Origin of the sequence: Massilia sp. Dwa41.01b (assembly GCF_014171775.1) — a bacterium.
Taxonomy (GTDB): Bacteria; Pseudomonadota; Gammaproteobacteria; order Burkholderiales; family Burkholderiaceae_D; genus Telluria.
Genome location: NZ_CP050454.1, coordinates 2,121,332 through 2,139,829 on the forward strand (window position 1 = coordinate 2,121,332; position 18,498 = coordinate 2,139,829).

At 58.2% G+C, this 18,498-nt stretch carries 22 protein-coding genes; 9 read left to right on the forward strand and 13 right to left on the reverse strand.

Annotation, left to right across the window (positions count from 1 at the left end; translation table 11 throughout):
* Positions 1–142 precede the first annotated feature (142 nt).
* Both G4G28_RS09680 and G4G28_RS09685 read left to right on the forward strand, forming a co-directional pair.
* Entirely contained in the window at positions 143–535 is a 393-nt protein-coding gene (locus G4G28_RS09680) for a hypothetical protein (RefSeq protein ID WP_182988107.1), read from the forward strand.
* A 71-nt stretch (positions 536–606) separates the two neighbouring features.
* Entirely contained in the window at positions 607–1,143 is a 537-nt protein-coding gene (locus G4G28_RS09685) for a hypothetical protein (RefSeq protein WP_182988108.1), read from the forward strand.
* A gap of 86 nt (positions 1,144–1,229) precedes the next feature.
* On the opposite strand, the gene G4G28_RS09690 is transcribed toward G4G28_RS09685, so the two are convergent.
* Genes G4G28_RS09690 through G4G28_RS09700 form a run of 3 tightly spaced genes read right to left on the reverse strand, consistent with a single transcriptional unit; the run spans position 1,230 to position 3,724 of the window.
* Positions 1,230–2,258, reverse strand: coding sequence for a GIY-YIG nuclease family protein (locus G4G28_RS09690; protein ID WP_202033617.1), 1,029 nt, complete (start codon positions 2,256–2,258; stop codon positions 1,230–1,232).
* Entirely contained in the window at positions 2,200–3,306 is a 1,107-nt protein-coding gene (locus tag G4G28_RS09695) for a protein kinase (RefSeq protein ID WP_182988109.1), read from the reverse strand. Before G4G28_RS09695 ends, G4G28_RS09690 begins: the two co-directional genes overlap by 59 nt.
* Position 3,307: 1 nt before the next feature.
* A complete protein-coding gene (locus tag G4G28_RS09700; protein WP_182988110.1) occupies positions 3,308–3,724 on the reverse strand; it encodes a DUF3010 family protein in 417 nt (138 codons plus the stop codon).
* A gap of 200 nt (positions 3,725–3,924) precedes the next feature.
* On the opposite strand from G4G28_RS09700, the gene G4G28_RS09705 reads away from it, so the two are divergent.
* Positions 3,925–4,521, forward strand: a complete 597-nt coding sequence (locus tag G4G28_RS09705) for a recombinase family protein (protein ID WP_182988111.1) — start codon at positions 3,925–3,927, stop codon at positions 4,519–4,521.
* A gap of 1,347 nt (positions 4,522–5,868) precedes the next feature.
* Here G4G28_RS09705 and G4G28_RS09710 read toward each other — a convergent pair.
* From G4G28_RS09710 to G4G28_RS09730, 5 genes are all read right to left on the reverse strand, one after another.
* Positions 5,869–6,570: an MBL fold metallo-hydrolase gene (locus G4G28_RS09710; RefSeq protein ID WP_275944338.1), complete on the reverse strand. Its 702-nt coding sequence runs from the start codon at positions 6,568–6,570 to the stop codon at positions 5,869–5,871.
* Positions 6,571–6,602: 32 nt separating this feature from the next.
* Positions 6,603–7,394 carry a sulfite exporter TauE/SafE family protein gene (locus tag G4G28_RS09715; RefSeq protein WP_182988112.1) on the reverse strand — a complete coding sequence of 264 codons (792 nt, stop codon included), beginning with the start codon at positions 7,392–7,394 and terminating at the stop codon, positions 6,603–6,605.
* 67 nt (positions 7,395–7,461) lie between these two features.
* A complete protein-coding gene (locus tag G4G28_RS09720; protein ID WP_182988113.1) occupies positions 7,462–7,899 on the reverse strand; it encodes a DUF6691 family protein in 438 nt (145 codons plus the stop codon).
* Positions 7,900–7,910: 11 nt separating this feature from the next.
* Entirely contained in the window at positions 7,911–8,342 is a 432-nt protein-coding gene (locus G4G28_RS09725) for a YeeE/YedE family protein (RefSeq protein WP_182988114.1), read from the reverse strand.
* Positions 8,339–8,671, reverse strand: coding sequence for a helix-turn-helix transcriptional regulator (locus G4G28_RS09730; RefSeq protein WP_182988115.1), 333 nt, complete (start codon positions 8,669–8,671; stop codon positions 8,339–8,341). Before G4G28_RS09730 ends, G4G28_RS09725 begins: the two co-directional genes overlap by 4 nt.
* Before the next feature lie 101 nt (positions 8,672–8,772).
* Here G4G28_RS09730 and G4G28_RS09735 point away from each other — a divergent pair, with 101 nt between their 5' ends.
* The 3 genes from G4G28_RS09735 (at position 8,773) to G4G28_RS09745 (ending at position 10,372) form a co-directional block, all read left to right on the forward strand.
* Positions 8,773–9,141, forward strand: coding sequence for a TIGR01244 family sulfur transferase (locus G4G28_RS09735; protein ID WP_182988116.1), 369 nt, complete (start codon positions 8,773–8,775; stop codon positions 9,139–9,141).
* Between the two features lie 354 nt (positions 9,142–9,495).
* The gene (locus tag G4G28_RS09740) at positions 9,496–9,912 is read left to right on the forward strand and encodes a hypothetical protein (protein ID WP_182988117.1); all 417 of its coding nucleotides are present in this window, start codon (positions 9,496–9,498) and stop codon (positions 9,910–9,912) included.
* Between the two features lie 10 nt (positions 9,913–9,922).
* Positions 9,923–10,372, forward strand: a complete 450-nt coding sequence (locus G4G28_RS09745) for a hypothetical protein (protein ID WP_182988118.1) — start codon at positions 9,923–9,925, stop codon at positions 10,370–10,372.
* Between the two features lie 168 nt (positions 10,373–10,540).
* Here G4G28_RS09745 and G4G28_RS09750 read toward each other — a convergent pair whose 3' ends face one another.
* Together G4G28_RS09750 and G4G28_RS09755 are read right to left on the reverse strand one after the other, a co-directional pair.
* The gene (locus G4G28_RS09750) at positions 10,541–11,467 is read right to left on the reverse strand and encodes an OBAP family protein (protein WP_229424953.1); all 927 of its coding nucleotides are present in this window, start codon (positions 11,465–11,467) and stop codon (positions 10,541–10,543) included.
* A gap of 35 nt (positions 11,468–11,502) precedes the next feature.
* Positions 11,503–11,970 (reverse strand): isoprenylcysteine carboxylmethyltransferase family protein, encoded by a 468-nt coding sequence (locus tag G4G28_RS09755; RefSeq protein WP_182988119.1) that lies wholly within the window; start codon positions 11,968–11,970, stop codon positions 11,503–11,505.
* A gap of 805 nt (positions 11,971–12,775) precedes the next feature.
* Between G4G28_RS09755 and G4G28_RS09765 the strand changes: the two genes are divergently transcribed.
* The 3 genes from G4G28_RS09765 to G4G28_RS09775 all read left to right on the forward strand — a co-directional run bounded on the left by G4G28_RS09765 (position 12,776) and on the right by G4G28_RS09775 (position 14,209).
* Positions 12,776–13,336 (forward strand): cation-translocating P-type ATPase, encoded by a 561-nt coding sequence (locus tag G4G28_RS09765; protein ID WP_182988120.1) that lies wholly within the window; start codon positions 12,776–12,778, stop codon positions 13,334–13,336.
* 127 nt (positions 13,337–13,463) lie between these two features.
* Positions 13,464–14,024, forward strand: a complete 561-nt coding sequence (locus G4G28_RS28970; RefSeq protein ID WP_182988121.1) for an HAD-IC family P-type ATPase — start codon at positions 13,464–13,466, stop codon at positions 14,022–14,024.
* On the forward strand, positions 13,910–14,209 hold the full coding sequence (locus G4G28_RS09775) for a hypothetical protein (protein ID WP_182991916.1): 300 nt from the start codon (positions 13,910–13,912) through the stop codon (positions 14,207–14,209). The genes G4G28_RS28970 and G4G28_RS09775 overlap by 115 nt, the downstream gene beginning before the upstream one ends.
* A gap of 214 nt (positions 14,210–14,423) precedes the next feature.
* On the opposite strand, the gene G4G28_RS09780 is transcribed toward G4G28_RS09775, so the two are convergent.
* The 3 genes from G4G28_RS09780 to G4G28_RS09790 form a co-directional block, all read right to left on the reverse strand.
* Positions 14,424–15,905 (reverse strand): SulP family inorganic anion transporter, encoded by a 1,482-nt coding sequence (locus G4G28_RS09780; protein ID WP_182988122.1) that lies wholly within the window; start codon positions 15,903–15,905, stop codon positions 14,424–14,426.
* 416 nt (positions 15,906–16,321) lie between these two features.
* Positions 16,322–17,638, reverse strand: coding sequence for an ATP-binding protein (locus G4G28_RS09785; RefSeq protein ID WP_182988123.1), 1,317 nt, complete (start codon positions 17,636–17,638; stop codon positions 16,322–16,324).
* Positions 17,635–18,300, reverse strand: a complete 666-nt coding sequence (locus tag G4G28_RS09790) for a response regulator (RefSeq protein WP_182991785.1) — start codon at positions 18,298–18,300, stop codon at positions 17,635–17,637. The genes G4G28_RS09785 and G4G28_RS09790 overlap by 4 nt, the downstream gene beginning before the upstream one ends.
* Between the last annotated feature and the right edge of the window lie 198 nt (positions 18,301–18,498).

The following is an 18,498-nucleotide window of genomic DNA, read 5'->3' on the forward strand; positions in this document are numbered from 1 at the left end:
TAATTATCTGCGACCACAGGGCGGTGATCAGACTCAGCGCTCCCTGCAACACCTGCACCCCTGCGGAAAAAACGACGACTCGAATAAATCGCTTGGCGCCACAATAACTTTACATCAACTCAAATTTTCAGTTCCCATCAACATGAACACTATTAAATCTCCAGTCCACAATATGGCGCTCTTGCAGGAGCCGCGTCACCGCTGGCCGCTCAAGGCGGACTACCTGGACGTGCCGCGTGAAAAAGCGGTGGCTATTGTCGAGAGTTTCGTCACCCACTTCGGTTTCGGCTACTTGCGCGAGCGCGGCGCGTTCCGCTTCATGGCGCCAATCCTGCCCGCCCGGCTCGACGTGTTCGACCTGTACGAAGCGCTCAAAGCCGTGTTTGACACGGTCAACGGCTACAACTGGGGCGATACCGAATCACGTGCATTTAAAGAGAGACTGGAGGATGAGTTCGGCCCGTTGACCGGGCACATCGCCATCCGCCTCCAAGGCCGTTGCTTCGTAATCGCGGCCGAGAAGCCAAAGCATTAATCTGGTCGGTTTGCTGTACACGCGAATCCGGCATGCATGTGCCCGGTTCGCTTTTCTTTTAGGTGCCTCGAATGAAAACAACCAAAGCGCCCAGAGTGCCAGTCCTCGAAAATGCCTTCGAGGTCAACCTGCCGAAGTTGATGCGGGCGGCGAAGGCCACAGGGTCGTCTAGGCTCGTTCTTGACGATGGGGACGTGCGGACCGTCGCAGTGCTTACTGAGACGCGCCTGGCGGTCTTCCTAGGCGGTCGGCAGTGGGTGGTGAACATCGTGCCAGTTCAGTGCCTTCGAGACCGTGTGCGCCGTCTCATGACCTGCCCTCGCGCACACGAGGGGAATTTCCAGTCGCTTTACTTCCTAGGCAGCGAACTGGCCTGCCGGCACTGCCACGCACTGCGATACCGAACGAACATCGCCGCCAATGGGACCGACCGGGCACGGATCGCGCGATCAAAATTGCTGCTCAAGATGGGAGCAGAGCCGGGCGAGCTAGTTGCAGCACGTAAGCCTTTTAAGTGGCGCAAAAAACATCTCTTTTTGGTCTCGTGTGTTGAGCGCCTGACGTTTGTCCATTATCGAAACGTACGGGAATGGCTGAGGCGTACCTGACAGCCTGCACGGTTTTCTGCAGGCACAACGTGGGTAGCTTTTCTAAACTGTGCACGCCTTTTTCTTATTAATGTCGTGTCACGGCGTTATTTGGCTGCGAGGTCTTCAAGTTGCAGCTTTGATTGCTGTGTCTCGAATTGGGCGTAGGTCGTCCCATCCTCAAGTTTCCAGTATTCCCGCCCGTTGATCGAGTAGCCTGCCAGCACACCCGCAGCTTGTGACGGGCTTTTGAAAAGATGGTCTTGCGTCAGTCGCAATTTTGATTCTGACGGTGCCAGCGTGCCAGACTCGATCAAACTTTGACGCAGGACCGCCATACTGCCAGTCAGGCTTTTATAGGTCGTCGCGGTTGCGTCAGAACCCTCTAGAACAACCATGCCTTCGTCGGTGCGTACGCTGCGCGCGTGAATGCCAGCGACGCGCAAATGGAAGACAGCCGGGCTGTGAGGCTGCTGCTCTTGGACTACCGGTCCAATCTTCGCATCGCCTAGAGACTCGATAGTCGCGGGTGCATCGGGCAAATTTAATTGTTTTGGCTGCGAGACGAGATGTTCTAGAACCTTATGACCCAAGGCCCCGAGCAACATTTTCGCAGCCCCGAGAAACTCCTCCATAGCGTCGCGGTCGGACCTTGGAAGCGACGGTAGCTGAGGAGAGGCGAAATTTGTAATCTGATACCGACCGGCCTGCTTGGCCATTCCAACCAAGCGGGATTCCAAGTATCGGACATGCGCTTTTGTCAGGTTCTCATCTTTACTGGTGAACGCAACGACTTCAGTCCAGAAGTCTTTACCGAGCATGTGAGAGGACAGCCGATCAATGACAACCTCGGCCTCACCGATGTACACGGCATCGCTACCATCTTCGTCATCCACACCGAAGAGAAAGTAGACCCCAGGGCGATGAACCTCCGGCCAATCGCGTAGGTCCTGAAACCGCGAGCGGGGGCAAGCTAGAGCTTGGCCGCTCCAGTTGGCGATCTCCGCATGCCGGATACCTGCGACGCTTTCGTTCTGGAGGTAAATCTTAATTGTTTTGCCCATGTTGACCGGATTTCTATTTCCCTGTGACAAATGACGAGACTGCAGTAACAAGCTGATCCAATGTGTCTTCACCGAATGAATTATCAGATCTCCAGTCACCTTGCTTTCGCTTCTGGATACCATATTGACCGCCCTTGTCAACAATTCGATAACTTGTCGGCCCAGTCAATACAGGGTCGCCGTCTTCGACGCGCCAGTCGAGGACGCTTGGCCTAAGCTCGCGAAGTTTTGCAAGGAATGCCGCAGTTGTTTGAAACCGTTTGTTAGGATTCAAATGACAAGCTTTTTTTATTAATTTTTTTAATTCCCCTGAAACCCATGGAGGCATTTTATTATAGTCGAGGATTCTTCCTGCGCAGATGAGTTCGCCTATGCATTTATCCACAAAAAAACATTGGTCGGCCGGATCTTTTACCGCTTTTAAATCAGCTCGCTGTTTCACGGTCAAATATGCTAGGTCTTCATATGGCAAATATCCACCAAGGAGCTGAAACATAATCATCCCAGCTTGATATATATCACCCGTAATCCCATACGCTTTATCTACACCGAACGCTTCCGGAGGGCGGTAAAGAAGCGAGTGACCGCATGCAGGAACAGACGTCGCGCCGTCTGGAATTTTTTGTACAGAACCAAAATCTCCAATGACTGCATTGTGGTCATCACCAACATAAATGTTCGCAGGCTTTAGATCACGGTGGACATAATTTTGCGCATGTAGATGGCTCAACCCAGTCAGTATCTGAGCGGTAAAATCCATAGCCGCCACATTTCCTATGGATATTCGCTCAAGAACATCGTCTAGATCGCCATGCGGGCACGTAGGGGTTTGAAAGTAGGCCCACTCGTCATCTAATAGGCCAGCATCAAGAATCTCTAAAACGTTTGGCGCACGGATAGTCGATAGCTGCATTGGTTCAGCATGATAGTCTTTTACCCCTCCCCAATAATAGAATTTTACAGCGATCTCTCGGCCTAAAACTTTGTTAACGCCAAAGAAGACCATACCGTTACCGGCCTTAACATCTTCACGCGTAAATTCGATATTTTTAGACATCAAAATAAGTTGGTCTCGGATTTCTGCCGGCGCATTCACACCTTGAAGGTATAAGCCAGCCATCTCAACCTTTCAATAATGCCACGCGTGCAGTGCGATATGCATCAAGTTGGTACTTGTTTAATCCGACTGGAGTATCTTGGCCATTCTTTTTCTCAAATGCGGAGATTGTGGTGGGAGCTATGAGTACGACGTCCGCCTCATCGACCATCTGAAACAATCCTTCTATTTTGAAGCTGACTGGACCACTTGCAAAACCGCCGGCTTTCATACGCTTCTTTATTGCTATTCTATCAATCTTATTTTCGCGTACGAGTGCAAGAATCACCTGGTAGAAAGATCGCACCTGCTCATTTATTTCGTCGTCCTTCAATGAAATCCGCTTGGTTTCAAGTTCGCAGACGATCACACCGTCGGCACCACCTTCGACTACAACTAGCCGCGCTTCACTCCCGCTGATATCAACACCACATACCTTCATTAGTTGCCCTTTCCGCAAAACAATGCTCGAATTCTACCTTACCCTTGTGTGCGTTAGGAAACGACCGTATGTGAACACCCATCAAACCTGACCGGCTCATGTGTTCAAAAATTACATTTTTGACTTTTGCTCATGTTCAAATGTAATATCATCCTTATTGAACACCCCTGAGCATTCTTTAAAATCAAAAAGGACGAGTAATGGCAATTTTCGGATACGGTCGGGTCAGCACAAAGGAACAGACAACAGAGAACCAGCGACGCGAGATTGAAGCGGCTGGTTATGCGATCGACTACTGGCATGCTGATGAGGGGGTCTCAGGGAAGGTCGCCGCATCGCAGCGCCCACAGTTCGCTAAGATGCTTGGCCAGATCCGTGATGGCGAAACTCTGGTGGTGACGAAACTGGATCGCCTCGGCCGTGACGCCCAGGACGTCGGCTCCACCATCAAAGCACTGGCAGCCCGCCGCATTGAAGTTATCGTCCTGCAGCTCGGCAAACTCGACCTGGCAAGTGCCGCCGGCAAGCTGATGCTGACTATGCTGGCAGCTGTCGCCGAGATGGAGCGCGACCTGCTTGTCGAGCGCACCCAGTCCGGCCTAGCGCGAGCGAGGGCGGAGGGGAAAACCTTGGGACGCCCGACCAGTACAACCGAGGAACAGCGGGCGGCTATGGTGAGCCGGTTCCGTGGAGGGAAGGGGGAATCGATCAGCGCCCTAGCGCGAAACTTCGGTATCTCCAGGGCCAGCATCATGCGAATTGTGAAGCCCGCTGATGCTGCCGACCTTTCTACCTGAGGCTTTTATGGGGGCGTGCCCGCGCTCTCTTAACTGAGCGTTCCCATCGGATCGGAGAAGTCGTCGACATCAACGTTTTTGTGCTCGATCCGCTGGATTAGCTCCGCAGTTCAAGTGGCGTCCGCTGGCAGGCTCATGCTGACCACGTTGGGTGCTGTGGCTGAGATGGAGCCTGACCTGATTGTAGAGCGCACCCAGACGGTAAGACGCTGGGCCGATCCTCTTAAACGACGCCAGCGCAACGGCAGGCGATCGTCAGAGGGGTATTCGCACAAACAGGGCGTTAGCGCCTTGGCGAGGCTATACGGCGTTTCCAGAGCCGCAGTTTTGGCGATCGTGAAAGCACCTGCTTGACGATCTTCTGAGCGCCGGCCAGTAGAGTGGTCTCCAATGCCTTAGTTATCAGTCGACATCTCCTTTCGCGGCCTGCGAAGGGGCGTTGCCGGTTGCGGCGGAATGACTCTCATGGCTGAATCTCCCGCCTCGGCCCATTGCCACTGCAAGCGCGCTTTCACCTGCTGATCAGGTGGTGCCAAGGGAATCAAGTCAAGCGCTTCTTGGAAGCGACCTAGCTGACGACACAGTTCCACTCGCTCCAGGATTCTTGCAGTCGACGGCAGTAGGCCAAGCAAACGTTCCATGTTGGCTCGTGCAGCGTGTTCCTCCAAGGCTGGACCACCGCTTTCCCTACGAAGGTGGTCATTTGAGGCCCACCATAGCTTCCTGCGTAAGTATTCTTCTCGGTCAGGCAGCAAAGGAGCGAGCTGCGCCAGAGAATCGACGTAATCCTGGGCGGTACTGAGGCTGTCAAGACGTTCGGCCTCTCGCATCTCGCGCGGCAACGATGCCCATTCCCGCTCAATCCGAAGCCTGCCGCTCCGATCCCCCGTCAGCAGGTGCCATAGCCTTGACAACCAGCTTATGACGTGCGGCTCCTGATGCTCATCCATCAACGCAATATCGTCGTCCACCCAAACGACGGTACGACACGTCGGGCAGCGCCCAGCAGGGGCACCGAGTCCAGCCCACCACTGTTCATTCTTCCCATCAGACCATTGAGGCACTTCGCCATAGTAGTGCAGCGACGTGAGAGCCGAGCGGGTGAAATATCCAGCACACGCCGGACAGGCATATAACGTAGGTGAGGAAAGTCGAGTCATGAACATATGGTAGCGTTTCTACCCTCAATTGACGCCTCCAATTTGCTCTCGCCCCCTCCCCCCGGGGGGGAGGCAAAGTCGGCCCCCCCTGTCCACATATCTGACCGACCAATCCCGCAAAAATTTTTTAGCGGATAGCGGAAACGGTTTTCTTCGCACGCCTTCGAAGATGTGGATCATTCTTCTTCTAGCTACCGTGCGGCAGTCCCAGATTCTGGTTTGCGGGCACCGCCACGTCGATCATCTTCGGTTTGGGCAAATCAAGTTCGCTCATCAGCTTGCGGAAATCCTCGCGGCTGCGATCGGCCAGCCGGGCATTATGTCGTTTTTCCCAACCGATCGTCGATACGACCTGCCCCTTGTAATCGTGACCTGGCCACATGCGTGTCTCGTCCGATAACGTGAACAGCTTCTTGGTCACGCTGTCATACAGCGCGTCGCTGCTGCCACTCTGGAAGTCTGTGCGTCCGCAACCGTCGATCAGCAGGGTATCGCCGGTGAACACGTTGTTGCGCCAGACGTAGCTCATGCTGCCAGCCGTATGGCCTGGAGTATGCAGGATCTTGATTTCTTCAGCGTCGCCAAAGCGGATGATGTCGCCGTCGTCCAGTTGGACCTCTGCCGGCGAAATGCCGCAGCCGCCTGGAACCGCCGCCTGCGCACCCGTCAATTCGCGTAGCTTGCCAGCCGAAGTGATGTGGTCGGCATGCGCATGCGTTTCCAGCACATAGACAAGTTTTAAGCCAAGACGCTCAAGGTGTCGCAGGTCGCGTTCCCAATGGTGGTCGACAGGGTCGATGATGACAGCGTCATTCGAGCCGGGCGCCGTCAGAATGTATGTGAAGGTCGACGATTCGGTATCGAACAACTGGATGGGATTCAGGTTCATATTGATCTCCTCGATAAATAAACACGGATTAGTTACGACAGCGACTTCGCGATCATCGCGACGGCGACGAGTGCGGAAACGATTGCAAAACCTTTCTGTAGCTGAGGTCCGGCAAGCCGGGCAGCCAGCGAGCGCCCGCCCAGCATTCCCGCCAGCGCACCGGCCGAAAAGGGGAGGGCAATTGACCAATTCATGTGGCCGCTCATGGCAGTTGTACCGACGCCCATCAGTGAGATCAGCGCGATTACAGCGAGGGAAGTTGCAACCGCCGATTTCATGGGCAGGTCGGTATAGCGCTGCAGCGCCGGCACCATGACGAATCCGCCACCCACTCCCAGTAGCCCCGATAGCAGACCGGCAAGGCTTCCCGACAAAGCGAGTGCCTGGGCGCATGGCCTTGTCCAGATGAAGCGGCCGGTGCCGTCGCTGCGCAAGCAGACCGTGTTTCCGGTAGCGGCCGTTGCGACCTTTGTGGATGCCTGCTTGAACGTCTTGATGGCAACGTAAAACAGCACCAGCGCAAACAGAACGGCGAGCCAGTCTGCATCGACCTGCCGCGCTGCCCACAGGCCGGCAGGCGATAGCAGCATGCCGGTTACAGCGATCAGAACGGCGGCGCGATAGCGAACGGTGCCAGCGCGCAGACCCAGCACAGCTCCTAGCGCTGCAGCCATGCCGACTGCCATCAGGCCGATTGGACCTGCTTCGGCAACCGTCACCCCGACGCCAAACATCAGCAGCGGGACGGCCAGGATGCCGCCACCCGCGCCGGTCAAGGCGAGGATCAGCCCGACCACCAGACCGAGAACGAACGACGTCAGCATCTCGACCTCGGGCTTACAGTGAAACGGGCATCATCTTGCCGGCCAAGCGACAAAAAGGGATGCATGTTCAGGCTCCAGCCCGGACACGCGAGCTAGCTACCCGGTCGAGTACCTCGAACAAGGCCATACCGGCCAGCATCGCAAGCGTAAAGATCAACGGTTTCATGCCGCCCGAAGCGAGAGACGCCAATGCCGGGCCGGGGCAATACCCGGCCAATCCCCATCCTGCGCCGAAGGCGAGCGAACCCAGCACCAAGCGACGATCGACCTGCGTGGCCGTCGGCAGGCGCATAGTCGCCCCCAGAAGCGAGCGTTCGCGCTTCCCAGCGAAGGCGAAAGCGATCGTGCCAACCAGAATCGCCCCACCCATGACGAAGGCCAGCGATGGATCCCAGTTGCCAGCGAGGTCGAGGAACCCGACCACCTTGGACGGGTCGGTCATGCCCGAGACAATCAGTCCAAGTCCGAAGACAAGGCCAACCAACAATGCGGCTACGATTTGCATGTCGTTTCCTTTCAAGTAAGTAGATGACGCACGACGTAGACGGTAACGAAGCCAGCAAGCATGAATGCTGCCGTCGCCGCGAGCGAACGAGGTGACCTGCGCGAGATGCCGCAGACACCGTGGCCGCTGGTACAGCCCGAGCCGTAGCGGGTGCCCACGCCGACCAGCAGGCCCGCCGCTATCAAGGTTCCAGTGCTCGCATCGACCGTCACCTCAGGCAACGCAGCGAACAATCCATACAAGACGGGGGCGGCAACCAAGCCTGCCAGGAAGGCACCGCGCCACGCGAGGTCGCCGCGAACTGGTCGTAAGAGGCCGCCGAGGATTCCGCTAATGCCAGCGATCCTGCCGTTCAAAAGGACAAAGGCCGCCGCGGCGAGTCCAATGAGGAGCCCGCCCGCCAGTGCTGTCCAAGGCGTGAAATTCATCCAGTCGATTGTCATTGCGGTACTCCTTTTTCAGGTTGGCAGAACAACTCATATAGAACTCGCATGATCTCCATGGCTTCGCGGCTTTCGATCTTGTAATAGATCTGCTTGCCTTCACGCCGGGTGCTAACGAGCCCTTCCTCGCGCAGCACCCCCAGTTGTTGGGACAAGGTGGGTTGCTGGATCTGCAGCAGCGCCTCGAGTTCGCTGACGCAGAATTCACCCTGCGTTAGCTGGCAGAGCAGGAGGAGGCGGTCGGGATTGCCAAGCACTTTCAGCATGCCGCAGGCACGTGTCGCGGACGCTTGCATCGCTTGCAGATCAAGTTTTTGGTTGTCGCTCATCGTCGATTCCTTATTGCGTTTCGGTATGTCTGGGGATATTATATGACTTTACGATCTATATTTCAATAGATTGTTGTTGGATGACTTTAACAGGAGAGCATATGAACATCCGTTACCTCGACAAAGAGTTCGCGATTGCGCCCCAAGTTGCGCCAGGAGCATTGCCCAACCTGCGTGATGCGGGCATCGCCACCATTATTTGCAACCGTCCCGACGGAGAAGGCAACGATCAGCCCTCGTTTGCCGAGGTGGCAGAGGAGGCCCGGCGGCATGGCGTGGTTGCACACTATCTACCTGTGGTGCCAGGCAAGATTACGCCGCGCGACGTGGAGGCTTTCGCGGCGATCATCGCCGATGCGCCGAAGCCGGTACTCGCTTATTGCCGGACCGGGTTGCGAGCTGAAACTTTGTGGCAGCTGTCCGATGGTCTGCGACAGCGCGGGCAGAGCATGGCGAAGGGCAAGGCCTGACCGATGCCGTTGCTGACCATGCGGGTCATCGATGCCTTGCAGCGCTACCTCATGGATCGGTCGGCGAAATCAGAGATTTTGTCGATTTCCTGCAATCGAAAGAGGGCAGGCGGATCTTTGCGAAGTGGGGTTGGAAAACCTGACCTCCTGCGGCGAAGCATAGTCGCCGGGTCGATTGCGCCCAGTGCCCACAAGGGTCGGCGCTAACTTGCAACAAAGAACGGTGCATTCCGTTCTCATGGATGCGTCTAAGATAACGTTTGGAAGCGATGCCGTTCTCGTGTCCATTGAAGGCCTTTGCGTATGCAAAGGGGGATGTCCCCATTCAGCATTCACTTTCGACAGGAGGTTTCAATGTTTCCGGCAACAACAGAAAAAGCCGAGCGCAATACGTCGGCAGCCGCAATGCAACGATTCGACCAGCAGCTGCGAGAAAACATCGCAAACATCAGAAGTGCGGACAGGGAGGCGATAGAGCGGCGCTTGAACGAACTCGACCGTGAGTGGAATGTCGAGAGGGCAATCGAGCTCGAAGCGCCGAGCATGATTCTCCTTGGCCTGGCCTTGGGTAGCCTGAGCAACCGTAAATGGTTCGCGGTCTCGGCGATGGCAGCGAGCATGGTCATCCTGCACAACCTGCAGGGCTGGTATCCGCTCTTGCCCGTTTTCCGAGCCGCAGGACTGCGTACCGCCGAGGAGATCGAGCAGGAACGCATGGCATTGAAGGCATTGCTGGGTGAAAGATCCAGCCTGACACATTCAATTCATTAAGGAGACGACGATGTTCGCAGCCACCGCCACACAAGTGTCGGGCCATACCTCGGCGCATCTGAACGATCAAATTCGACATGAAACGCAGGAACGGATCGCCGAATATGAACGCAACGACAGGAATGCCTTAATTACCCGCCGCCTCAAGGACTTAGAGCACGAGTGGGATGTCGAGCGTACCCTGCAGACCAATTTCGCTACGCTTTCGCTCGTCGGACTGGCACTTGCTCTCAAGAGCAACAAGCGTTGGCTGGTGCTGGCTGCCGGTGTGCCGGCCTTCATGGTGCAGCACGCGCTGCAAGGCTGGTGTCCACCGCTTCCCGTGTTGCGCAGGCTTGGCGTGCGTACCGCAAGAGAAATCGCCGACGAGCGCTTTGCATTGAAATCGCTGCGCGGCGACTTCGACGAGGTGACGTCCTCGAAGGATCCAGACGCGATCGTCCGTGCGGTCCGCGCATAGGTCCTGACCGGGCCGGGCGGTACTGTTCCACCCGGTATCGATACCATGGAGCGCGGTCTCGACGCGATCGCGCAACTGGTATCAAGCTTCCCGGATGGCCGCTATGCATAGTCCCGAAGAGGGCGTTCCACTGCCGCCGCGGCAGACGCCCTGACATCCCTTGATAGATTAATTGCTCGCCCTTGGCCCAGAGGCTTTCTGGTCAACGACACCTGGAATGTCTTTAGTCGGTCTTGGAAATTTGCCTTTCAGATCGTCCACGCCGGACTGGGGCTTGGCAAGCGCACGCAGATCCGAGCGCCTTTCACGTTTTTCGACCGTGCTGACCTTCAACTGCTTGTCACGGGCCTCACCCAAGCCTGGCATGATTTCACCCTCCCTGTTGAATGACCAGGCAAGCATGGCTTCGCCGAGCGGCATTTTGTCGCCTGGCTCGCCTTGGTGCCCCGTATGCCAAACGTGCCAGGTTTTGCCATAGCTGTTCATTTTCTTCTTCATCAGTGCATGTTCGGCAGCGGCTGGCAGTCCTGGCGCAACCAGCTGGCCGGACAGGATTTCGCCATTATGCGGATGCCAGTATTTCCGTTCCTCCTGGGGCAGGCTATTGAATAGCTTCTCGGAAATAATATATTCAACCCCATTCATGTTGGCGCTTTTTGTATTGCTATCGAAGAGCACGCATTGCGCGAAGTCCTCGTTCATCTGATGGCAGTAATGGTGTGCCTCCATCTGGATTTCCGGTTTAGCTTTCATTGGATGAAATCCATTCAGATACACATCGAATCCTTTGAGGGGAGAATTGCTCTGCAAGATCTTCGCGCCTGCCTCGAGCATCCTGGTGTCGCCATATTTTGCCTCGCCTGCCGGATTGGTCTTGGGCGGCGATCCGGACTGCGCCGCCGCTACGCCTCCGCTCCCGAGTCCGACTGCATACACTGCATACACTGCCGCAGCCACATACGCATTTAATTTCATGTCGAGCTCCTCTGGTTTACATTCATCTTCCGTACATTTCCAAGGAATAGCAGCGCAGGCGGCAACCGCGGTGTCGCTGAAACATTGATGATTTTCGCTGTGCGGCGCTGGGGCCAGCATGGGCGCTGCCTGGGAAATATTAAGTTAACATAAACTTAATAAAAGTAAGGGACCAGTTTCCTGACCTTTGCCTGATATGCGGGATAGCCGGGATAACGCTCGAGCAGCCACCTTTCCTCGCGAGTTGCTTTGCGATCGAAAAATACGCCCAGCAGCAAGGTCAATACGAGACGCAACGGACTCAGGGTAGATAAAGCAATCCCGAGCGCAACCAGCAGCAGGCCAAAGTAGATAGGATGCCGGACAAGGCGGTAAGCGCCGCTCGTGACCAGTTCCGCCCCGGGCAAGGGCCGGGGGAAGGGCGTGAGCGATTTCCCGAGAGAGACCGCGCTACTCCCAAGGACGGCAATTCCGGCCAGCGCAACAATCGTTCCAAGGAAGCGGAACACCGTCGGCGCCGGCCAGGCTGGTCCGACCCTGGGCGCCAGCAGGAACACTGCAAACAGCAATGCCTGGATCAGTACCCAGGCCTCGCCACGGCTGCCGAAGCGGTTCCCATTCATGTGATCTCCAGTTTTCACCGAGCGGCGCGCCGTCCCGCCTTCAGGCTTGTGATGTCGAGGCCGCGCCACCATCGACAATGACTAATGCTGACAAGTGCATCCCGTTCTATTTTTTTCAAGGCGCGGTGCAAGTGTGTCCAGATCGTACCCGGCCTGAGAGGCCGCCTCGAGCAGTCTGGCGGGGGACTCATTGCCTGCGCGGGAAAGCGCCCACATCAACGTCGACCGCCGGCCGGTGCGGCAAGAGCCGAGTAGCGGCTTGGGTAACTCGGCCATCAGCAGCTTGAACGCGGCCGCATGGGTATCAGTGACATTGTCGGGCGTCGACGGGAGGTACCGTGTTTCGATCCCAAATCCGAGACCGCGAGATCGGGGCTGCGTTGCTTGAATTTCATGTGCTCTCCTGGGTGGTCAATTTGCAGGCAGATCAACTGTTCCAGCGGGCTTAAGCCCCAGGGGGAAAACGCCGCAGCTCCGGTCATACGAAACGCGGCACCCTTCAGTTATTGCGCTTGGCTGCCCGTGCGCAGCGAGTCAGGGTTCGTTCAACAGCATACGCCTGGCACCGGGTCTTTCGCGTGCATGGCACGCCGGCCACCAGCGCCAGTAACAAGGCGCATCGGCGCCAGTGGACAGCTGGTCGACATCCGCGCACCCGAAGTGCAACCGGGCGACTGGTAGTGGTCCATGTCGGCGGGTGCGTCATCGTCGACGGCATGGTGGAGGAGGGCGAAAGCGAGCTCGATACAGCCATCGTGAACGGCGAGTCTGCGCCCTTGTTCGTCGGTCCGGATATCGCGCGTCCTTGCTGGCGCAATCAACCTGTCATGCCGCATTGTCATCCGCGTCGAGCAGCCGTATGGACGGCGCTTCGTCGACCGTATCGGGGTCCGCATGCTTGAACTGTTCGGCGCGAGGAATGCCGCCGCCTCGCAGGCAGAACGCTTTTGCACGCTGGCTGATTCCAGCCGCGCTCGCGTTGGTTGTCGCCAGCTTTGCTGCAGGCTTCCTGGCGCACGGCGACGCCACCTCAGCAGCCCTGCGTGCATTGTCGGTGCTGGTGGCCGCATGCCCGTGCGCCGTCGGCCTGGTTCTGCCGCTAGCCTGTTCGACGTCGGCAGGCAGCGCTGCTCGCAACGGCATCCTGTTCCGCGATCCGGCCTCGCTCGAAGCACTGGCAAATGCACGCGAAATCCTGTTCTACAAGACCCGCACGCTGACCGAAGGTCGCCTTGCGCTGTCCGAGACGATCACCTCGCCGGGCCTGTCTGAATCAGAGGTACTGTACCGGGCGGCGCAGGCCGAGCGTGGGATTGCCCATCCGGTTGCCGTGCGATCCTGGATGCAGCCGCCAACCTGCCGGTAAACAAAACCACTACCGGCACCGCCCAGCGCTACAGGCAGGGCAGCCGCTGGCAGAGCGTCGATGGCGAGTGGGTGGGCCGGCCGGAAACGCAGACTTTGTCGCCAGTTATGGAGTAGCGCTGCCGCACATGCAAGGGACAACAGGCGATACCCGGATTGAGGTTGCTCGCAATGCCATCTGGATCGGGGCCTTGCTACTGCAGGATACTGTTCGCCCAGATGCCAGCGACGCGCTCGCTGCCTTTGCCGAGAAAAAGCTCACCCTACGTATGGTTACCGGTGACTCGTTTGACGCAGCCTGCCGCGTTTCCTCAGCCGTCGGCCTGCCGCGGGCACAAGTTTTGGCTGCCTGCTCGCCGGAGCACAAAGTCGATATTCTGGAAGCGGCTGGTCGGCCGGCTGTTTTCGTTGGGGATGGCATCAACGACTCCCTTGCACTGGCCGGGGCCGACTGCGGTATCTCGCTGCAGGGAGCGACCCCGGCGGCGGTGGCAGCTGCCGGGGTCGTGATTGCCAGCGGCGGCTGTATCAGGTGCTTGCCGCCTGGCGCCATGCGCACCGCACGGTCCGCATCGTGCGCCAGAACCTGGTGTTTCCGATGGCCTACAACGTGCTCGTGCTGGGGTTGTCGACCACAGGCACGGTGCCGCCTGTGGCAGCGGCATTCGCCATGCTTGGCAGCAGCCTGAGCGTCATCCTGAGTACGACGCGTCTGGCGCGTTTCGCCGGAAAACAAGCGGCTGCCGGCGACGCCGCAGACACGCCGGTCCGCACGCCTACGCCGGTTGAAGCAGCGATCACCGTCGCCGGGCTCTTGGCGCGCCGGATAGCACCTATGGATCTGCCTCTATCAGATGAGAGCGCAGGCAACTGAAGGAAGGCTGGTAGAAGTCGACTCGTTGCTCCTGCTTCATTGCACTTGCACGTTTGGTACTTGGGCTTTTGAAGGCGGTACACGCATGGACCGCCGTCGAAACATTGCTGGTGGCGCTCCGCTGCGACGAGGCAGCCATGTGATACTGATGCGGTAGGGGGGGGGCTCACCCAGCAGGAACTTTGAAGGTGGACTTTCGGAGACGGGTGCCGAACTAATGTCCTATAAGCACATCGTGGCCGTCGTGTTTGTCGTGGACCCCAAATTTGTCGACCAAGGTGGCACTGGCTTCGTTAAGACCTTGTACCTCAACTTGCGCACCGAGCCTGCGGAACTTAAACACGACCTTATCCAACGCACTGATGGCGGTGATGTCCCAAAAATGTGCATGGGTGAGATCGATGTGTACTGTGTCCAAGGCCTCCGTGTAATCGAACGAATGGACAAGCTGGTCCGAGGAAGCAAAGAAGACCTGTCCCGTCACGCGGTAGCGCCGAGAGCGACCGGCGTCGTCAATCTGCGAACTGACGTCCAAAAGCCGGCTCACCTTCTGGGCAAAGAAAATACCGGATAGTAAAACTCCGGTCAGCACGCCTTTTGCCAGGTCATGGGTTGCCACGGTGACGACGACAGTTGCGATCATCACGATGTTCGAACTGGTTGGGTGTTCGCGCAAATGCCTGATCGAACTCCAGTTGAAGGTGCCGATAGACACCATGATCATGACCGCGACAAGCGCCGCCATCGGAATCTGCCTTACCCATTCACCCAAGAAGACCACCAGGATCAGCAGAACGATACCGGCCGTCAAGGTCGAAAGCCGACCGCGTCCACCGGATTTCACGTTAATGACGGACTGGCCGATCATCGCGCAACCTGCCATGCCGCCAATGAAACCGGTTGCGATGTTGGCGACACCTTGGCCCACGCATTCGCGGTTCTTGTCGCTTTTGGTGTCGGTCAGGTCGTCGACGATGGTGGCAGTCATCAGCGACTCGAGCAGTCCCACCACCATCAAGGTTGCCGAGTAGGGGAGGATGATCTGGAGGGTCTCGAGGTTGACCGGCACGTTCGGGATCAAGAAGGACGGCAGGCTGTCCGGCAACTGACCCATGTCGCCCACGGTGCGGATGTCCAAGCCCATTGCGATCGACACACCTGTGAGCAAGACGATTGCAACCAGCGGGGACGGGATCGCCCGCGTCACATACGGCAGGCCGTAGATGATGGCTAGGCCTGCAGCCGTGACAGCGTACACGTGCCACGTCACGTTCGTCAGCTCAGGCAACTGTGCGAGGAAGATCAGGATGGCCAGCGCGTTGACGAAGCCGGTCACGACAGAGCGTGAGACGAAGCGCATGAGCCGGCCAAGCTTGATCCACCCCGCGGCAATTTGGAACGCACCTGCAAGGATGGTCGCGGCAAGCAGGTAGTCCAGGCCGTGGGTTTTTACCAAGGTCACCATGACGAGGGCCATCGCTCCGGTTGCAGCAGAGATCATCCCTGGCCGTCCCCCGAAGAAAGCGATCAGGGTCGCGATGGAGAATGACGCATACAGGCCGACCTTCGGGTCGACGCCGGCAATGATGGAAAAGGCGATCGCCTCGGGGATGAGTGCGAGTGCGACCACGAGACCTGCGAGGAGGTCGTTACGGACGTTGGAAAACCAGTCCTGGCGAATGGCTTGTAAAGACATGAATTACCTTCTCAGGCGAGTAGCGCCGAGTAAAGATGAATGAACACCCTGCGCGAACAGATGCGCAGCGGATTGGAAGCGGGAATAGCAGATGCGATGTCGCAGCAGGCGACATCGATTTATCTGCCGATGAGAAGGTGTCTTACGGGGGAGTAACGGAGCAAAAATAGCCGCGCGGCAAACCTACTCCTGGGTAGGAAGGTTCATTCCGACCGAGACATAACCCGGCGCACTCAGCGGCGTGCAGCACGTGAGAGAGCGTTTCGGATGTACGGAAGGGATTGGGCATAGTCCTCTATTTTGCACCGCAGCAAAGACGTGGTCAAGGCGCGCTTGACTGTCAGCGAAAGGGGCGGAGGCCGTGCCTGGAAGGCTGAGTGTACGAGGTTGCGCAAGTAACAGGTTCTCAAGCGTTCTCAATTCGCCGGAAGCGTAAGCCTGGCAATCATTCCGCCGCCGCTTCCACGCGTCAGTTCCCATGAACCCTGGTAGCGCGAAACGATCGCGCGCACGATCGACAGCCCGAGGCCGCTGCCCTGTCCACCGCCCTTGCGCCAGAACCGGTTGCCGGCTCGGGCGATATCGGCGTCGCTCAGTCCATCGCCCTGGTCCTCCACCGAAAAAGCGACACCCTGGCCGGCCGAGTGGATGCGCAGCACCACTGGCGCGTCCGCTGGGCCGTAGCGCAGCGCGTTGTCGAGCAGGTTGCGCAGCGCCGTCATCGCAAGCGAAGCCGGGATGCGCAAGGTGCGGTCGGCGCCGCCCTCGTCGATGATGCGGATCATCTGTGCGCTCGCCGCGGGCAGCTGGGTAATCACATGCTCGACCACGGTGCGTGCGTCCAGCTGGTCGTCTTCCTCGAACGATACCGAGCCTTCGACCCGGGCCAGCATCAGGAGCTGCTCGATCATGCTCTGCAGGCGCAGCACGCCCTGTTCGGCACGGTCGAGGGCGACGCGGCCGTCCGGGCCCGGCCCGCTCAAGCGCGCGACTTGCAGGTGGGTCTTGACCGCGGTCAGCGGCGTGCGTAGTTCGTGGGCTGCGTCGCCGGTGAAGCGCCGCTCGCGTTCAATCGTGCGTTCGATCTGCGCGAGCAGTGTATTGACGGTCGAGACCAGCGGAGCCAGCTCGCCGGGAAGGCTTTCGACGGAAAGAGGCTGAAGGGCGTCCGGCGCGCGGGCGGCAAGCGCGCTGCGGATGCGTTCCAGCGGCCTAAGGCAGCGCCGGATCGCAAACCACAACGCAATCAGGGTCGCAGCCATCGCGATCAGGAAGGGGACGAAAGTTGCAAAAGCGATGTTGTGGAAGAGTTGTGCCCGGCGCTCGGTCCGGTCGGCGGTCGTGATGCGCACCCCGTTCTGTTCGATGGTGTAGCTACGCCAGATTACGCCATCGATGGTCCGGGTACGAAAGCCCGGGGCGGTCATGCCGAGAAGGTCCGGACTGTTGCGAGTACGGCCGAGAATGCCACCGCGCAGGAGCCTGATCTCGCATGCGACGCCGTCGGTACGGATGAACGAGGGGGCAAGGCGCTGCGCAACTGGGCGTGACGTCAGCGCGGGCGTGTCGACGACGAGCGCCGCCACCATGCGCGCCGAGGCGGCCAGGCGTTCGTCGAGCGCGTCGCGGAACTCCGAGCGCAGGTCGACCAGGGTCCAGATCGACGACAGTGTCCAGAACAGGGCAAAGGAGGCACCGATGGCGAACAGGAGGCGCAGGCGCAGCGTTTTCATTTTCCGGCCTCGCCGAGCCGATAGCCGAGTCCGCGCACGGTCTCGACAATGTTTTGCCCGAGCTTGCGGCGCAGGTGATGGATGTGCACATTCAGGGCATTACTCTCGACACATTCGCCAAGTCCATAAAGGCTGTCCTTGACCTGGTCCGTGCTGAGGATCCTAGAACCCGAGTTGAGCAGCGTCTCTAGCAGGGCCAGCTCGCGGCGCGACAGCTCGACCGGCTTGCCATGCAACCTGACTTCACAAGTGGCCGGGTCGAAAGAGAGCGCACCATGTTCGATCTTATCGACACTGCGGCCTGCGCTGCGGCGTTGCAGCGCATGCAGGCGCGCGGTCAGTTCCTCCAGGTCGAATGGCTTGACGAGGTAGTCGTCCGCACCCGCGCGCAGTCCGCCTACCTTGTCTTGGATGCCGTCACGCGCGGTCAACACCAGTACAGGCCAGTCCTTTCCATTCGCGCGCCAGCGCCTGAGCAGGGCCACACCATCGCTATCGGGCAGCCCCAAATCCAGGATGATGACGTCGAACCGTCCCGTCTGGACCGCGGCATCGGCCAGCGAGGCATTGATGACATGGTCCGCATCGATTCCCGACAGCCGCAGCCCGGCGACGATCCCGCTGGCGACGAGCTGGTCGTCCTCCACCACTAGCACACGCATGAATACACCCACTTCAAAAAGCGCCATCTTAACCGCCTGCGATTAGCCGGCGGTTAACTAGGTCGTGCATGCCTGACGGGCGCTGCGGCCTGTAGGTAATTTATTTCTTCACCTTAACGCTCTGGTAATCGGCGCTTCATATCATCGTCTCCCGTCACTCCCGGTCGTCTACGAGCCCGGAGGGCGCTAGAAGATCGA

Excerpts from the sequence above, each read along its gene's own strand:
- G4G28_RS09680 (WP_182988107.1), top strand. The coding sequence starts at position 143 with ATGAACACTATTAAATCTCCAGTCCACAATATGGCGCTCTTGCAGGAG.
- G4G28_RS09685 (WP_182988108.1), top strand. The coding sequence starts at position 607 with ATGAAAACAACCAAAGCGCCCAGAGTGCCAGTCCTCGAAAATGCCTTC.
- G4G28_RS09695 (WP_182988109.1), bottom strand. The coding sequence starts at position 3,306 with ATGGCTGGCTTATACCTTCAAGGTGTGAATGCGCCGGCAGAAATCCGA.
- G4G28_RS09700 (WP_182988110.1), bottom strand. The coding sequence starts at position 3,724 with ATGAAGGTATGTGGTGTTGATATCAGCGGGAGTGAAGCGCGGCTAGTT.
- G4G28_RS09705 (WP_182988111.1), top strand. The coding sequence starts at position 3,925 with ATGGCAATTTTCGGATACGGTCGGGTCAGCACAAAGGAACAGACAACA.
- G4G28_RS09710 (WP_275944338.1), bottom strand. The coding sequence starts at position 6,570 with ATGAACCTGAATCCCATCCAGTTGTTCGATACCGAATCGTCGACCTTC.
- G4G28_RS09715 (WP_182988112.1), bottom strand. The coding sequence starts at position 7,394 with ATGCTGACGTCGTTCGTTCTCGGTCTGGTGGTCGGGCTGATCCTCGCC.
- G4G28_RS09720 (WP_182988113.1), bottom strand. The coding sequence starts at position 7,899 with ATGCAAATCGTAGCCGCATTGTTGGTTGGCCTTGTCTTCGGACTTGGA.
- G4G28_RS09725 (WP_182988114.1), bottom strand. The coding sequence starts at position 8,342 with ATGACAATCGACTGGATGAATTTCACGCCTTGGACAGCACTGGCGGGC.
- G4G28_RS09730 (WP_182988115.1), bottom strand. The coding sequence starts at position 8,671 with ATGAGCGACAACCAAAAACTTGATCTGCAAGCGATGCAAGCGTCCGCG.
- G4G28_RS09735 (WP_182988116.1), top strand. The coding sequence starts at position 8,773 with ATGAACATCCGTTACCTCGACAAAGAGTTCGCGATTGCGCCCCAAGTT.
- G4G28_RS09740 (WP_182988117.1), top strand. The coding sequence starts at position 9,496 with ATGTTTCCGGCAACAACAGAAAAAGCCGAGCGCAATACGTCGGCAGCC.
- G4G28_RS09745 (WP_182988118.1), top strand. The coding sequence starts at position 9,923 with ATGTTCGCAGCCACCGCCACACAAGTGTCGGGCCATACCTCGGCGCAT.
- G4G28_RS09750 (WP_229424953.1), bottom strand. The coding sequence starts at position 11,467 with ATGCTGGCCCCAGCGCCGCACAGCGAAAATCATCAATGTTTCAGCGAC.
- G4G28_RS09755 (WP_182988119.1), bottom strand. The coding sequence starts at position 11,970 with ATGAATGGGAACCGCTTCGGCAGCCGTGGCGAGGCCTGGGTACTGATC.
- G4G28_RS28970 (WP_182988121.1), top strand. The coding sequence starts at position 13,464 with ATGCAAGGGACAACAGGCGATACCCGGATTGAGGTTGCTCGCAATGCC.
- G4G28_RS09780 (WP_182988122.1), bottom strand. The coding sequence starts at position 15,905 with ATGTCTTTACAAGCCATTCGCCAGGACTGGTTTTCCAACGTCCGTAAC.
- G4G28_RS09785 (WP_182988123.1), bottom strand. The coding sequence starts at position 17,638 with ATGAAAACGCTGCGCCTGCGCCTCCTGTTCGCCATCGGTGCCTCCTTT.
- G4G28_RS09790 (WP_182991785.1), bottom strand. The coding sequence starts at position 18,300 with ATGCGTGTGCTAGTGGTGGAGGACGACCAGCTCGTCGCCAGCGGGATC.